Source organism: Curtobacterium sp. LFS079 (assembly GCF_047977865.1).
Taxonomy (GTDB): Bacteria; Actinomycetota; Actinomycetes; order Actinomycetales; family Micrococcaceae; genus Arthrobacter.
The window spans coordinates 38,038-51,764 of sequence record NZ_JBFPFO010000016.1 but is presented as its reverse complement, the minus strand read 5'-3'; the positions used below and the strand labels follow the sequence as shown (position 1 = coordinate 51,764).

At 67.4% G+C, this 13,727-nt stretch carries 15 protein-coding genes; 5 read left to right on the top strand and 10 right to left on the bottom strand.

Features of this window, described 5'->3' with window-relative positions; translation table 11 throughout:
* Nucleotides 1–46: 46 nt before the first annotated feature.
* From pheT to ACNQPB_RS18695, 3 genes are all read right to left on the bottom strand, one after another.
* A complete protein-coding gene (gene pheT / locus ACNQPB_RS18705) occupies nt 47–2,590 on the bottom strand; it encodes a phenylalanine--tRNA ligase subunit beta (protein WP_498753921.1) in 2,544 nt (847 codons plus the stop codon).
* Nucleotides 2,591–2,592: 2 nt separating this feature from the next.
* Entirely contained in the window at nt 2,593–3,654 is a 1,062-nt protein-coding gene (pheS, locus tag ACNQPB_RS18700; RefSeq protein WP_498753920.1) for a phenylalanine--tRNA ligase subunit alpha, read from the bottom strand.
* Between the two features lie 146 nt (nt 3,655–3,800).
* Nucleotides 3,801–4,718, bottom strand: a complete 918-nt coding sequence (locus tag ACNQPB_RS18695; RefSeq protein WP_498753919.1) for an LppM family (lipo)protein — start codon at nt 4,716–4,718, stop codon at nt 3,801–3,803.
* A gap of 100 nt (nt 4,719–4,818) precedes the next feature.
* Here ACNQPB_RS18695 and ACNQPB_RS18690 point away from each other — a divergent pair, with 100 nt between their 5' ends.
* From ACNQPB_RS18690 to ACNQPB_RS18680, 3 genes are read left to right on the top strand one after another with little or no spacing between them, the layout of a single operon-like run.
* A complete protein-coding gene (locus tag ACNQPB_RS18690) occupies nt 4,819–4,959 on the top strand; it encodes a hypothetical protein (protein ID WP_498753918.1) in 141 nt (46 codons plus the stop codon).
* Nucleotides 4,960–4,998: 39 nt separating this feature from the next.
* Nucleotides 4,999–5,271 carry a hypothetical protein gene (locus ACNQPB_RS18685; RefSeq protein ID WP_498753917.1) on the top strand — a complete coding sequence of 91 codons (273 nt, stop codon included), beginning with the start codon at nt 4,999–5,001 and terminating at the stop codon, nt 5,269–5,271.
* The gene (locus tag ACNQPB_RS18680; RefSeq protein WP_498753916.1) at nt 5,268–5,909 is read left to right on the top strand and encodes an SIMPL domain-containing protein; all 642 of its coding nucleotides are present in this window, start codon (nt 5,268–5,270) and stop codon (nt 5,907–5,909) included. The genes ACNQPB_RS18685 and ACNQPB_RS18680 overlap by 4 nt, the downstream gene beginning before the upstream one ends.
* Nucleotides 5,910–5,912: 3 nt before the next feature.
* Here the strand turns inward: ACNQPB_RS18680 and pcp are convergent, their stop codons facing one another.
* Both pcp and ACNQPB_RS18670 read right to left on the bottom strand, forming a co-directional pair.
* Nucleotides 5,913–6,545, bottom strand: coding sequence for a pyroglutamyl-peptidase I (pcp, locus tag ACNQPB_RS18675; protein WP_498753915.1), 633 nt, complete (start codon nt 6,543–6,545; stop codon nt 5,913–5,915).
* A gap of 124 nt (nt 6,546–6,669) precedes the next feature.
* Complete coding sequence (locus ACNQPB_RS18670) at nt 6,670–7,383, bottom strand: hypothetical protein (protein WP_498753914.1); 714 nt, start codon at nt 7,381–7,383, stop codon at nt 6,670–6,672.
* 168 nt (nt 7,384–7,551) lie between these two features.
* Between ACNQPB_RS18670 and ACNQPB_RS18665 the strand changes: the two genes are divergently transcribed.
* Entirely contained in the window at nt 7,552–8,688 is a 1,137-nt protein-coding gene (locus ACNQPB_RS18665) for an Rv2578c family radical SAM protein (protein WP_498753913.1), read from the top strand.
* A gap of 48 nt (nt 8,689–8,736) precedes the next feature.
* Here ACNQPB_RS18665 and ACNQPB_RS18660 read toward each other — a convergent pair whose 3' ends face one another.
* Nucleotides 8,737–9,171: a (deoxy)nucleoside triphosphate pyrophosphohydrolase gene (locus ACNQPB_RS18660; RefSeq protein ID WP_498753912.1), complete on the bottom strand. Its 435-nt coding sequence runs from the start codon at nt 9,169–9,171 to the stop codon at nt 8,737–8,739.
* 220 nt (nt 9,172–9,391) lie between these two features.
* On the opposite strand from ACNQPB_RS18660, the gene ACNQPB_RS18655 reads away from it, so the two are divergent.
* Entirely contained in the window at nt 9,392–10,600 is a 1,209-nt protein-coding gene (locus tag ACNQPB_RS18655; RefSeq protein WP_498753911.1) for an MFS transporter, read from the top strand.
* Between the two features lie 115 nt (nt 10,601–10,715).
* On the opposite strand, the gene ACNQPB_RS18650 is transcribed toward ACNQPB_RS18655, so the two are convergent.
* The 4 genes from ACNQPB_RS18650 to rpmI all read right to left on the bottom strand — a co-directional run bounded on the left by ACNQPB_RS18650 (nt 10,716) and on the right by rpmI (nt 13,632).
* On the bottom strand, nt 10,716–11,633 hold the full coding sequence (locus tag ACNQPB_RS18650) for a cation diffusion facilitator family transporter (RefSeq protein WP_498753910.1): 918 nt from the start codon (nt 11,631–11,633) through the stop codon (nt 10,716–10,718).
* Nucleotides 11,634–11,751: 118 nt separating this feature from the next.
* Entirely contained in the window at nt 11,752–12,648 is an 897-nt protein-coding gene (locus tag ACNQPB_RS18645; RefSeq protein WP_498753909.1) for a TrmH family RNA methyltransferase, read from the bottom strand.
* Between the two features lie 26 nt (nt 12,649–12,674).
* Entirely contained in the window at nt 12,675–13,331 is a 657-nt protein-coding gene (gene rplT / locus ACNQPB_RS18640; protein ID WP_498753908.1) for a 50S ribosomal protein L20, sunset domain variant, read from the bottom strand.
* A gap of 106 nt (nt 13,332–13,437) precedes the next feature.
* Complete coding sequence (gene rpmI, locus ACNQPB_RS18635; RefSeq protein WP_059387794.1) at nt 13,438–13,632, bottom strand: 50S ribosomal protein L35; 195 nt, start codon at nt 13,630–13,632, stop codon at nt 13,438–13,440.
* Nucleotides 13,633–13,727 lie beyond the last annotated feature (95 nt).

Sequence of the window (13,727 nt, the reverse complement as noted above, 5' to 3'; positions counted from 1 at the left end):
ACCGTCCGGTTCAAGGGGCTTTTGCCATTGGTTTCGCGGCGTCAGGTCAGCGCTGCACTGCGCCGAAGCGCTCCGCGGCGACGGCGACGGCGGCCTCGCGGGCTTCCGATGCTTCGTCGGCGGTGAGCGTGCGGTCCGTCGCCCGGAAACGCAGCCCGAAGGCGAGGGACTTCTTGCCGTCCTCGATGCCCTTGCCCACGTAAACGTCGAACAGTGCCACGTCTTCGAGCAATTCACCAGCGCCCTCGCGGAGGGCAGCCAGGACAGCATCGGCCGGCACATCCTGCGGAACCACCAGGGCAACGTCCTGGGTGGCTACGGGGAAGCCGGAGATGTGCTTGGCGACGATGACGTCCGCTGCGGCCTCGAAGATCGCGTCCGCGTCCAGTTCCATGGCCACCGAACGGGCAGGCATGTCGTGGGCGGCCAGCAGCTTCGGGTGGAGTTCACCGGCGTAGCCGACCACTTCACCCGAGCGCAGCGCCAGCTGGGCGGCGCGGCCGGGGTGGAAGGCCTGGTGGCTCCCCTGGCTGACCACGAGTTCGACGCCGAGCACGTCGCCCACCAAGCGGGCGGCGTCAAGCGCGTCCGCCCAGTCCCACGGGCGCGGAGCGTGGCCGGCGGCCGCGGGCGAGTCGTGGCCGCACATCAGGGCGGCGATGTGCAGCGGCTGGTGCGGGACGCCGTCGAACAGTCCATCCAGGACCTCCGGAGCCGGCCGGACGCCAAGCGGCGGAATGGACTCCGTGCCGAGCTTCCCGTCAGGCAGGAACACCAGTCCGGACTCGTACAGGGCGAGGTCGCGGAAGCCGCGCGAGAGGTTGCGGCGGGCCGCTTCGATCAGCCCGGGCAGCACCGAGGTGCGCAGGTAGCCCTGTTCTTCGCTGATCGGGTTGGCCAGCTTGAGGGCCTCACGGCCCGCACCTTCCTCGGCGACGCCGAAGGTGTCATTGGCGGCCTTGGAGACGAACGGGTAGGACAGCACCTCGGTGAGGCCGGCGTCAGCCAGGGCCTGGACCACGCGGCGCTTCTGCTGCTGCGCACGGGTCAGCCCGCGGCCGGGAGGAGCCACCGGCAGGGTGGCCGGAATGTTCTCGTAGCCCACCAGGCGGGCGATTTCCTCGGAAAGGTCTTCCTTGGTCTCCAGGTCCTGGCGCCAGCTCGGTGCGGTGACCCGATAGCCGTTCTCCGTCTTCTCGACGGCGGCACCCAGGTCTTCGAGGCAGCCGATGATCTGCTCCTCGCTGAAGTCGATGCCGATGCGCTCGGCCGGGAAACTTGCGGGAAGCTCGATCGTGGCGGTTTCCGGCGCGGTCCCGACGTCGGTGCCCGCCTCGTCGGCGGTGCCTCCCGCGAGTTCCACCAGCAGGTCCACCACGCGCTGCGCGGCCACCCCGGCAAGCTGCCAGTCAACGCCGCGTTCGAAGCGCTTGGAGGCTTCGGACGGCAACTTGTGGCGGCGGCGGGCACGGGCGATGGAGACCTCATCGAAGTGGGCGGCCTCGACCAGGATGTTCGTGGTCGAGTCGGACACCTCGGTGTTGGCCCCGCCCATGACGCCGGCGATCCCGATCGCTCCGGAATCGTCGGTGATCAGCAGGTCTTCGACGTCGAGCGCGCGTTCCTTGCCGTCCAGGGTGAGGATCTTCTCGCCGGGCACGGCGCGGCGCACCACGATGTCCCCGGCGAGCTTGTCCAGGTCGTAGCAGTGGTTCGGCTGGCCGAGCTCAAGCATGACGTAGTTGGAGATGTCCACCGGCAGCGAGATGGAGCGGATGCCGGCCAGGCGCAGCCGCGACGCCATCCACGGAGGCGTCGGTCCGGTGGCGTCCACGCCGCGCACGGTGCGGGCAACGAAACGGTCGCAGCCGGGCTTGCCGTAGATGGGCGCGTCGTCGTTGAGCTTGACGCCGTAGCCGCCCTGCAACGTCTCCGGGGCGTTGACCTTGGAGGCCGGATCCGTGAAGGCCGTTCCGGTGGCGTGGGCGTATTCGCGGGCCGCGCCGCGGATGGAGAAGGCGTAGCCGCGGTCCGGGGTGACGTTGATTTCCGCTGCCTGGTCGTAGAGACCGAGCAGTTCCATCGCGTCGCTGCCGATTTCGGGGTCGAGGCCGATCCGGGACAGCACCAGGATGCCGTCGTGGTCCTCGCCGATGCCGAGTTCGCGGACGGAGGCGATCATGCCCGCGGACATGTGGCCGTAGGTCTTGCGGGCGGAGATGTGGAAGTCGCCGGGAAGCACGGCACCGGGCAGGGTGACAACCACCTTGTCGCCCTCAACGAAGTTGTGCGCACCGCAGACGATGCCCTGCACGCCGGACGGGTCGATGCCCTTGCCGGTGAGGGTCTGCTCCTGGCCTTCGGGGACTACGCGGACCTGGCACCAGTTGATGGTCTTGCCGTTGGACTGCGGTTCCTTGACGAGGCTCAGGACCTGCCCGACGACGACCGGGCCCTTCAGTGCGTCGGTGGGACGGTGGACTGCTTCTTCCTCAAAACCGACCTTGACGAGCTCGGCCATGACATCTTCGGCCGTGGCATCGGCCGGTACCTGCGCGAATTCGCGCAGCCAGGAAAGGGGGATACGCACTGTTAGATCTCCATCCCGAAGTGCTCGCTGAAACGTACATCGCCTTCGATCATGTCGCGCATGTCGCTGACCTCATTGCGGAACATGAGGGTGCGCTCGATGCCCATGCCGAAGGCAAAACCTGAATACTCCTCGGGGTCGATGCCGGCGGCGCGCAGCACGTTCGGGTTGACCATGCCGCAGCCGCCCCATTCGATCCAGCGGGGGCCGCCCTTGGCGCCGGGGTGCCAGATGTCCAGCTCGGCGGACGGCTCGGTGAAGGGGAAGTAGTTGGGGCGCAGGCGGATGGAGGCTTCGTCGCCGAACATCTGCCGGGCGAAGTGTTCCAGGGTTCCGCGCAGGTCGGCCATGCTGAGGTTCTTGTCGATGGCCAGGCCTTCGAACTGGTGGAAGACCGGGGTGTGCGTGGCGTCGAGTTCATCGGTGCGGAAGACCTTGCCGGGGCACAGCACGTAGATGGGCACTTCACGGTCCAGCATGGAGCGGACCTGCACCGGAGAGGTGTGCGTGCGCATGAGCAGGTGGGCTTCGGGGGGCTCCACGAAGAAGGTGTCCTGCATTTCGCGGGCCGGGTGGTCCGGCTTGAAGTTCAGGGCGTCGAAGTTGAACCATTCGGACTCGACCTCGGGACCTTCGGCGATCTCCCAGCCCATGCCCACGAAGATGTCCGCGACGCGGTCCTGAAGGGTGGACAGCGGGTGCCGGGCACCGGCGCGACGGCGGCGCGGTGCCGCCGTGACATCAACGGTCTCTTCGACCAGGATGCGGGCGTCGTTTTCGGCTTCGAGCTCCGCGGTGCGGGCGGCGAGGGCCTGGTTGACGCGGCCGCGGGAGGCGCCCATGAGCTTGCCGGCAGCGGCTTTGTGTTCCTTGGCCAGGCCGCCGATTTCGCGGTTGGCAAGGCTCAGGGGCGACTTCTCCCCCGTGTGGGCCAGACGGACGGCCTTGAGTTCTTCGAGCGAGGACGCTGCGGCAATCGCGGCGACGGCGGCCTCGACGGCGGCAGTGATGGCGGCTTCATCCAGCGGGTTCGGGATGGCGGCGCCCGGCAAAGTGTCAGTCATCTACTGTTCTTAGCTACGAGTCGGAAGTGTCCTCCGCCGGCCAGCAGCACGGCAAAGACAAAGGGGCAACGCTCACCGGATCATCCGGCGGGCATTACCCCTCAGTCTAGTTGAACGCCGCAGGCGGGATTTAACCCGTCCGTCATTCAGGCAGGCCCGCCCTGGCCGGGTTGCGCCGGAGGCGTGCCGGGTTGCGCCGGAGGCGTACCGTGCTGCGCCGGCGGGTGGCCCGGCAGGGGCGGTGCGGGCGCGGGAGTCGGGGCGGCGGGCTGAGGCGCGGGCCACGACGGCGCTGCGACCGGCGGTGTTCCCGCCCCCGGCGCCCAGCCCGCAGGACCTCCAGGGGGCACCGGGCCTCCAGGGAACATCGGGCCTCCGGCCGGCACCGGCTGGGCCTTGCGCCGGGACAACAGGACGAACAGCAGGATGAGGCCTGCGATGACCACCACCAGGGCAATGCCGCCCCATAGCGCCCACATCGGGATGGGGAAGCCCGGGGAGCTTTCGGCCTTGACCCTGATCTGCTTGGCGTCCGTGGACAAGAAGTCGATGGTGGCCGTGTTGCCGTCGATCTTCGCGCCGTCGGCCTCCACTACCTTCCCGGGGAAGGTCACCTTCAGCACGGCTTCGTCGAAGATGGCCTTGGCGATCTGTGCACCCTGCGGGTCATTGGAATCGTTGGAGAGGTTCCCCACGGTCAGGACGTAGAAGTCGCCGTCCTTGACCAGGGTCATTTTGTTGGCGGAGTCCTTCTCGGCCTCGGCGATCTTGCCGGGGTCGATGTTGGCGGCAGTGATCCGTTTGCCCTTGTACTTGGCGTCTTCGAACTCCTCGACCTTCGCCCCTTCGGGGATGGTCATGTCCGCCGAACCGTTGTTCGACTTCATGAATTCGTCGAAGGACTTGCCCTTCAGGACGTCCTTCTGGAGCGCGTAGACCACTTCATAGTCCACGCTCTTCTCGCTGTGGACCTTGATGTCCATGTTGAGCTTGAAACAACCCGTCAGCGCAAAGAGCACGGCCACCAGAACTGCGATGGCAGCAACGGCACGTCCTGGCCGCATGGTTCCCCCCGATCATCCGCCCACCAGGGTTCCTGGTGTTTGCAGGATCAGAGTAGCCTTGCCGGCGGACGGGGCCAAGGGGCGGCGCTAGCATGGCCGTATGACTCCCGGGCAGCGGCTCCGCCGGATCGCCAACGCATTGAACCTTTCCACTCCCCTGGGCCTGCTGCTGGCCCGGGTTGCGGGTGCCCGCTGCAGCCGCGGTCCGCGGGGACTGACCATCGCGGAAGGCTACACCTGAGCCCTGCCGGACGCACGGGCGTTCACCGTGGGAAATGTGGTGTTGTACCGGGCGGGGACTGCGAGCGCCGGACGGGATCCTGTGCTGCTGGGCCACGAGGAGCGGCACAGCACGCAGTACGCCTGGTGCCTCGGCCTGCCGTTCCTCGTCCTGTATTCCCTGTGCGCCGGATGGTCCGTGCTGCGCACCGGCAATCCGGGCACCGCGAACTTCTTCGAACGGCAGGCCGGGCTCGCCGCCGGCGGCTACCCTGACAGGCAGGCTGCCAGCCGAAAAACCCGGAACGGCACAACGAATCGAGGCATGACATGACCCGCAGCATCACTGTGACGGGGGACGGCACCGCCGAAGCGGTTCCTGACCTGCTCACCCTGACCCTCGCCGTCGAGGTCCGCCAGGACACCGCCGCGCGCGCTTACGACGACGCCGCCGACGTCGCGCTCACCGTCACGGAAGCACTGCGCCAGCGCGGGGTGGCGGACAGCGACCTCCGTACCAGCGGGCTGAACCTGCGGCCGGACGTGGTCTGGGTGGAGAACCAGGGCCAGAAGGTCACCGGCTATGTGGCATCCACGGATCTTGTGGCCCGCCTGGGACCGCCGCACCTGGCGCCTGCAGCGATTTCCGCCGCGATTTCGGCGGGCGGCAACAGCGTGCGGATCAACGGCATCGAACAGGGGTTCAAGGACTCCTCCGCAGTGGCAGCGATGGCGCAGGACGCCGCGTGGCGTGACGCCGAGGTCAAGGCCCGGCGCTTCGCCGGCCTTGCCGCTTCCCGGCTTGGCCAGGTGCTGTCGATCGAGCAGCGCCCGGAGCATGGCATGCCGGTTCCCGTTGCACGCGACATGGCACGGACTTTCGCTGCCGAAGGGGTCGCCATCGAGCCGGGCACGGTCGCGGTCTCGGCGAGCATCGTGGTGACATGGGAGTTGCTTGCACCGGAAGGGTGACCTTCAGGAAATGGCGCCCGCGGAGACCTTCACATCCAGCGTGGTCGCCAGGGCGGTCCGGACGACGACGGCGATCCCCTCGCCCATGTCCTGCAGGGACATGCCGCCGGAAGTGCCCGCTTGACTCTCCCGCGGAACGTGGATGAAGCCCCCGCGCGTCCCCGGTGAATCCGTGGCAAGGCAGTGCATGAGCCCGTAGAACACGTGATTGCACACGTACGTTCCGGCGGTCTGCGAAACCTCTGCCCGCAGGCCCGCGAGCTGCAGGGCGCGCAACGCCGCCTTCACGGGAAGGGTGCTGAAGTAGGCCGCAGGGCCTCCCGGAACCACTTCCTCATCCACGGGGCGGTTGCCTGCGTTGTCCGGGATCCGGGCGTCGTCGCAGTTGATGGCCACGCGTTCCAGGGAAAGCCTTTCGCGCCCGCCGGCCAGTCCGGCACTGATGACCAGTGCCGGCTGCAGCCGGTCGATCTCCCGGCGGAGGACCCGCACGGACTCCCCGAAGACGCACGGCAGTTCCACGGCCTCGACGTCCAGCCCCTCGCCACGGAGGATGTCGCGGGCTAGCCGCACGGCAGCCCAGGAGGGGTTGGCGTGATCGCCGTCGAAAGGCTCGAAGCCGCTGAGGAGGATCATGTGCCTAAGACTAGTCCCCACCGCCACCCTGAACTCGCTGCGCTCGCACAGGGAACCCTGGCGGCGTGGGCCCTTGCAGGGGTCCGGAGATCTCATGGCGTCCCTTGAGCCGGGGGTCCCAGGCCTACTGGAGGCGCCGGCGGATGGCGGTCAGCACCCCGGTGACGGCTATCGCGACGACGGCGACGACCCCGAATCCGGACACTGCCTGTTCCGGCCAGCCGGCCCACGGGGCGGCGGTGGGCACCAGGGCCACGGCAGGGATCGCGGCGGCGACCAGAGCCGCGACGTTGACCGCCAGCCGGGCCCGTCTTCCCGTTCTCGGTTCGCCTCGGTCCGTTCTCCGCCTCCAGTCCTCGTCGATGGCCTTGGGTACCCGTGCGGCGTAGACGGTGACGTGGATGATGGTGAGCACCAGCCAGGCCAGGAAGCTGATCACGTGGATCCTGAGCAGGAGCGCCGGAGCCGGGCCGGTGAGTGCGAGGGCAACCCCGCTGCCGATCACGGCAAGGGTGGAGACGAGCAGGAGCGGCGAGAGCACCCTCATCGCGGGCCGAGGCGGTCCCTTCCGCCGGTAAGCCGGATGGCGGGTGTAATAGCGCAGGAACCGCCAACCCGTGCTCGCGGTCTTCACCGCCACGGGGCCGATGAGCAACACGCCGACGAAGAAGTGGGCCGGCATCAGGCCACGCAGCAGGACCACGGTGACGATCTCCACCGCGAACAGCACCAGCAGCACAGCACCGGTCAACGCCGTCAAGCGCTCATTGCCGAGAACACCGGCGTCGCCCCGGGCCTGGTCCGCTGGGCTCCCGCCCGAGGAACGTGAACGCATCATGACCATTCCTCCCCCGCTGTTAGGCGTTGATGTCCTGGCGCGGGAGGACGGCCAGGAGGTTGCGCAGTGTCCCTTGGATCACTCCGCTAGCCAGCACGTTAGTACCTTCCCGGGTCCGGCGCTCCGGGCTTCCTTGACTTAAGTTCGAACATATATTCGAATTGGTCCATGAGATGGGACGCACAGGCTCTTTCACCGATGCCCGAACCGGAACTGCCCGGACCGGCCGGTGGAGACGCCGGCAAGAGCACTGCCTCCAGGGCCGCCCCTGCTCCTGATGCCCTGCTTCCGCTGGCCGGGCTTGTGCGTTCCATCTCGACTCCCGAATTCTCCGGGGTCACCTTCCATGAGGTCACAGCAAAATCAGTGCTCAACAAGGTGGCTGCCGGTTCCCGCATGCCGTTCGAATGGACCATCAACCCCTACAGGGGGTGCAGCCATGCATGCGTGTACTGCTTTGCCCGCAAGACCCACACGTACTTGGAGTTCGACGCCGGCCAGGACTTCGATTCCCAGGTGGTGGTGAAGATCAACGCCGCGGAGGTCCTGCGCAAGGAACTCGCCAGACCGTCCTGGGGCCGCCATCAGGTGGCCCTTGGCACCAACACCGATCCCTACCAGCGCGCCGAAGGCCGGTATCAGCTCATGCCGGGAATCATCAGGGCACTGGCAGATTCCGGCACACCGTTTTCGATCCTCACGAAGGGAACCCTGCTGGCGAGGGACATCCCGCTGCTGAAGCACGCAGCCAGCCAGGTACCCGTGGACCTCGGCATTTCCCTGGCCACCATGGACGAGGCCCTGGCGGCCGTCGTCGAGCCCGGCACTCCGGCACCGCGGGCGCGGCTGAAGCTGATCGCCCGCCTGCGCGACGCCGGACTACCCTGCGGTGTGATGGCGATGCCGGTCCTCCCTTGGCTGAGCGACAGCGACGACGCCCTTGAAGCACTCTTCAGCGCACTGTCGGCCGCGGGAGCCACCGGAGTGACTGCCGGGGCGCTCTACCTCAAGCCGGGAACCCGCGAGTGGTTCATGCGATGGCTGGCCGCACACCATCCGGAACTGACGGAAAGGTATCGCCGGCTCTACGCGCAAGGCGCGTATCCACCGAAGGAGTACCGTGAGTGGCTGGCCGGCCGGGTGAGGTATTTCAAGGCCCGCCACGGATTCACCGCAAGCAGCGGGTTCAGTCACCGCCATGCCCGGAACCACAGCCGCACGGCCGGCGCCGGGCCGGCTCATCCGGAAGGGCTTTCACACGCGAAAGGGCAGGCGCTCGCCCCGGGGCAGAGCACTCTCTTCTGAGTCCGCCCAACGCATGGGTCCGGCAGTGGGCGTCCGGCACAGAGCCCCTCAGGCCCTGGCGGCCACCTGTTCCAGCAAAGCCCGCACAATCGGGAAGTCCGCCGGAATCCACGGCAGCCCCAGGGCTTTTTCGCTGTCCTCCAAGCGGACCCAGCGCAGTTCGTCGTGGTCCTCGAGGGGGTGCGGCTCGCCGTCGAGCACTTCCGCGAACCAGACCCGCATGACGGCTCGCTCGTTCAGCGTCCACCCGGCCTCCTCCGGCGAAGGGATTTCGGGGCCCAGGCGAACATCGACCCCGAGTTCTTCCCGGAGCTCCCGGTGCAGTGCGTCCTCGAAACTTTCCCCTGCCTCAACCTTTCCGCCCGGGAATTCCCACATTCCGGCGAACTTCGGCGGTGCGCTGCGACGCGCCACCAGAAGGAGGCGGGGATTGTCCAGGGAGTCTACGATGGCGGCACCGGAGACACTGATCAGCGAAGTCACCGCTCCAGCCTAGTCCCCACCGCCACCCTCGCCTCGTTCCTCAGCCAGGGAACCCGGGCGGCGTGGGCCCTCCACCGCCACCCTCGCCTCGTTCCTTCGCCGGGGAACAGCCACGGGCAAGGGACGGTTGCAGAACATTAGACTTGAAAATCAGATTTATCCTCCCGCGGCCCAAAAAGCCGTGCGGAATGTCCGGCACCACAGCCCAGGAAACAGGACCATGACCCAAACCAAAGCGCCCGCTGCTGCTGCAAAGCGCGGCACCCGACACCTTGCCCTGGCGATCTTTGCCCTCGCCATGGGCGGCTTTGCCATCGGCACCACCGAATTCGCCATGATGGGCCTCCTCAAGGAAATCGAACATGGCCTGCGCATCAGCACGCCGGAAGCCGGCAACCTGATCTCCGCCTACGCCCTCGGCGTGGTGGTCGGCGCTCCGGTTTTCGCGGCGCTGGGTGCCCGGCTTCCGCGCAAGAACCTTGCCCTGGGCCTGATGCTCTTCCTGAGCGTGGCCAACCTGAGTTCATTCATCGCCCCGGACTACGGCAGCATGGTGCTCAGCCGCTTTGCCGCCGGCCTCCCGCACGGCGCGTTCTTCGGCGTGGCCGCGGTGATTGCGGCAAGCCTGGTTGCCCCCACGAAGCGGGGATGGGCGATCTCCATGGTGATGGCGGGCCTGACGGTGGCCAATGTCATCGGGGTTCCCGCTGCCACCTGGCTGGGCCAGAACTACGGCTGGCGGCTGCTCTTCGTGGTGGTCGGCGTCATCGGCGCCCTCTGCACGGCGCTGATCTGGAAGTTCGTGCCCTTCGAAGCGGCCCATCCGGGCGCGAGCATCCGCCGCGAACTCGGTGCCCTGAAGCGTGCCCAGGTCTGGCTTGCCCTGCTGATCGGAATCGTCGGTTTCGGCGGTTTCTTTGCCACCTACACCTACATTGCCCACACCATGACCTCTGTTGCCGGGATGCCCGAAGGGATGGTCCCGCTCGTCGTGGCCCTCTACGGACTCGGCATGGTGGCCGGAAACATCCTGGGCGGCCGTATCGCGGACAAGTCCGTCATGGGAACGATCTACCGGGTGCTTCCGGCGATTGCGCTGGCTCTCGTCGTCTACGCGGTGGCCGCTCACTGGGCATGGTCCGCCCTGGTCATGGTCTTCATTGTCGGCGGCGCGGGTTCAATGCTCGTTCCCGCGCTGCAGACCCGCCTGCTCGACGCCTCCCCCGACGCACCCTCGCTGGCCTCGTCGTTGAACCACTCGGCACTCAACGTCGCCAACGCGCTCGGCGCCTTCCTCGGCGGCGTGGTCATCGCCTGGGGCTGGGGCTACGTGGCCCCGGCCCTCGTTGGCGCCGTGCTGGCCCTGCTGGGGCTTGGCGTCGCGGCCCTGAGCGGCCTGCTGGAACGCAGGCGCCTGCTCACCGCCTGACCCCTGCTGCCTGCCCCCCGGGGCGGGTCCAACACAGCATCCGAAAACAGAGAACGCCGGCCGTGCATCATGCACGGCCGGCGTCGTTCTTTGGGACCGTCCTGCCGGTCCTGCATCACGCCTTGACGCGGACGATGTCCGGTTCGAGGTAGATGACACGCGCGATCGGCACCGCCGCACGGATCCGGCTCTCGGCGTCGTCGATCGCCCGGGCGATGCCCTCGCCGGTATCGGCAGCCCCCACGCTGATCTTCGCCGCCACGAGCAGCTCTTCCGGGCCGAGGTGCATCGTCTTGAGGTGGATCAGGCGGGTGCCGTCGGACTCGAGGGCCTCGGTGATGCGGGCGACGTCTTCCTTGGTGGCGGATTCGCCCAGCAGCAGGGACTTGGTTTCAACGGCCAGGACGACGGCGATCGCAACCAGCAGCAGGCCGATCATGCCGGTGCCCGCGGCGTCCCAGATGCCGTTGCCCGTTAGGAGGGTCAGGCCGACGCCGAAGAGCGCGAACACCAGGCCGAGCAGGGCGCCGAAGTCCTCCAGCAGGATCACGGGCAGTTCGGGCTGCTTGGCGTTGCGGATGAACTTCGCCCAGCTCTGCTTGCCGCGAATGTGGTTGGACTCCATGATGGCCGTGCGGAAGGAGAAGCCTTCCGCGACGATCGCGCCGACCAGGACGGCGAGCGGAACCCACCAGAAATCGCCCTCGATGGCGTGCGGGTGCTGGAACTTCTCCCAGGCCTCATACAGGGCGAACAGGCCACCGACGCTGAACAGCACGATCGAGACGATGAAGGCATAGATATACCGCTCCCGGCCGTAGCCGAAAGGGTGTTCCGGGCTCGCGGCGCGCTGTGCCCGCTTGCCGCCGATCAGCAGCAGCAGCTGGTTTCCGGAGTCGGCAACGGAGTGGATCGCCTCCGCGAGCATGGACGATGACATCGTCAGGGCGAAGGCAACGAACTTCAACAAGGCGATGGTCAGGTTGGCGGCCAGTGCCGCCACAATCGCCTTGGTACCGCCATTTGCAGCCACGAAAGCTTCTCCTCTTCACAGGATCCGGGGAAATCGCGGGGAACAGCCGGGACCCGCGGCCCCCTCCCCTGCAAGAAATACCGTACCGGCAGGAACCTCCTGCCGTTAATCCGGCGGCTCAGCTTGCCTGTTGGGACCGTGCGCTGGCGTAGAGGCACACCGTGGCCGCCGTGCCGAGGTTCAGGCTTTCCGCCGAGCCGTAGACGGGAACGGCCACGCGGTGCTCGGCCAGGGCGAGCTCGGCGTCGGACAGGCCCTGCGCTTCGTTGCCGAAGAGCCAGGCCGTCGGGTTTTCGAGGGCGTACTCGGATACGACGTCAGTGGCGCCCAGCCTGCGGGCGGCGTTCTCGTCCTGCAGCTTGTCCAGGTTGACCGTGCCGTAGCCGTCCGCGGCCAGCACGCCGATTCCGCGGGCCTTGCAGGCGGCCACCAGCTCATCGACGTCCGCTCCGAGGACCACGGGAAGGTGGAACAGCGAGCCAGCCGTGGAGCGCACGGCCTTGGGGTTGTAGATATCCACGCTCGACGCCGTCAGCACCACCGCGTCCGCGCCCGCCGCGTCAGCTGCACGCAGCACCGTTCCCGCGTTTCCGGGGTCGCGCACCTGGCACATGACCGCCACAAGGCGCGGACCGGCGTCGAGCACTGAATCAAGGCTGACGTCGACGAAGCCGCAGACCGCCAGGATGCCCTGGGGGTTCACGGTATCGGCCATGGCGGCGAGGACTTCGTCGGTGGCCAGGCGGAGGTTCACGCCCTCCGCCAGATCGGCAAGTTCGGGGAGCCGCTCAAGGCAGCTTTGGCTCGCGTAGAGCTCATGGACGACGCCGGGCCCGCCCGCCAGCGTGCGTTCCCGGTGCAGCACCAGAGCCTCGCGCACAGCCTGCGGACCCTCCGCCAGGAAGTGGCCGCGCTTTAAACGGGCCGGGCGCCCTGCAAGCTTTGCGACATCCCTGACCCGATCGGCTCGGGGGTTGGACATCGGAAAATCTTGCGGGCGCCCGGTTTCGTTCATATAAAGAACTTTAGTGGCTGTTGCGACTAGTTCTTGATCTGCTGGCGGGCTTCGCCGCCGGCCGGCTCGAAGCCGGCAGCCTTTGCAGCCTCAACGGTGGAGAACCAGTATTCGGCGGCGGTGGCGTCGTACCAGGTGGAACCCGGAACGTGGTACTTCTTGGACTCGGCGTTGCCCTTGATCTCGTAGCCTTCCGGAGCGTCTTCGCCCTCAACGGCGGCGACGGCACCTTCGATGGCCGGCTTTGCAGCAGCCTTCGGAGCGGCGGCAGCCTTGGAAGCAGCCTTCGGGGCAGCCTCGGCCTTGGCGGCCGGAGCGGAGGTGTCGGCGGGCAGGGCAGCCTTGGCCACGTTCACCAGCGCGGTGAAGGCGTTGGCGTCGGAAACGGCCAGCTCGGCCAGCATACGGCGGTCAACCTCAACCTCAGCGGCCTTCAGGCCCTGGATGAGGCGGTTGTAGGTGAGGCCGTTGGCGCGGGATGCAGCGTTGATGCGCTGGATCCAGAGGCGACGGAAGTCACCCTTGCGCTTGCGGCGGTCGCCGTAGCTGTACACAAACGAGTGCAACAGCTGCTCTTTGGCCTTGCGGTACAGGCGGGACCGCTGACCGCGGTAGCCCTTTGCCCGTTCAAGGATGACCCGACGCTTCTTGTGGGCGTTTACCGCCCGCTTCACACGTGCCACGTGCGTACTCCTTCAGAATTCTTATCCCCTCGGCCGCCGTATTCCTGGCGGTGGGGGAAGGCTTTGGTGTAGTCAGTGCTGCCGGGTGGCAGCAAAAACGTGGAACTTAGACGCCGAGCATCTTCTTGATGACCTTGGCATCGCCCTTGAAGACGATCTTGTCGCCGGCGAGGCGACGGGTCAGGGTGGAGGACTTGTGCTCCAGGTAGTGGCGGCGGTTGGCCTGCTGGCGCTTCAGCTTGCCGGTACCGGTCAGCTTGAAGCGCTTCTTGGCACCGCTGTGGGTCTTCATCTTCGGCATGGGAACCGATCTCCTTACGTGTCCGCAGACGGGTCTGCAGTTCTTTGGTGCAGCCGGCCCCGTAGGGCCGGCGTGCTGTTTGCGTGCCGGGCGGA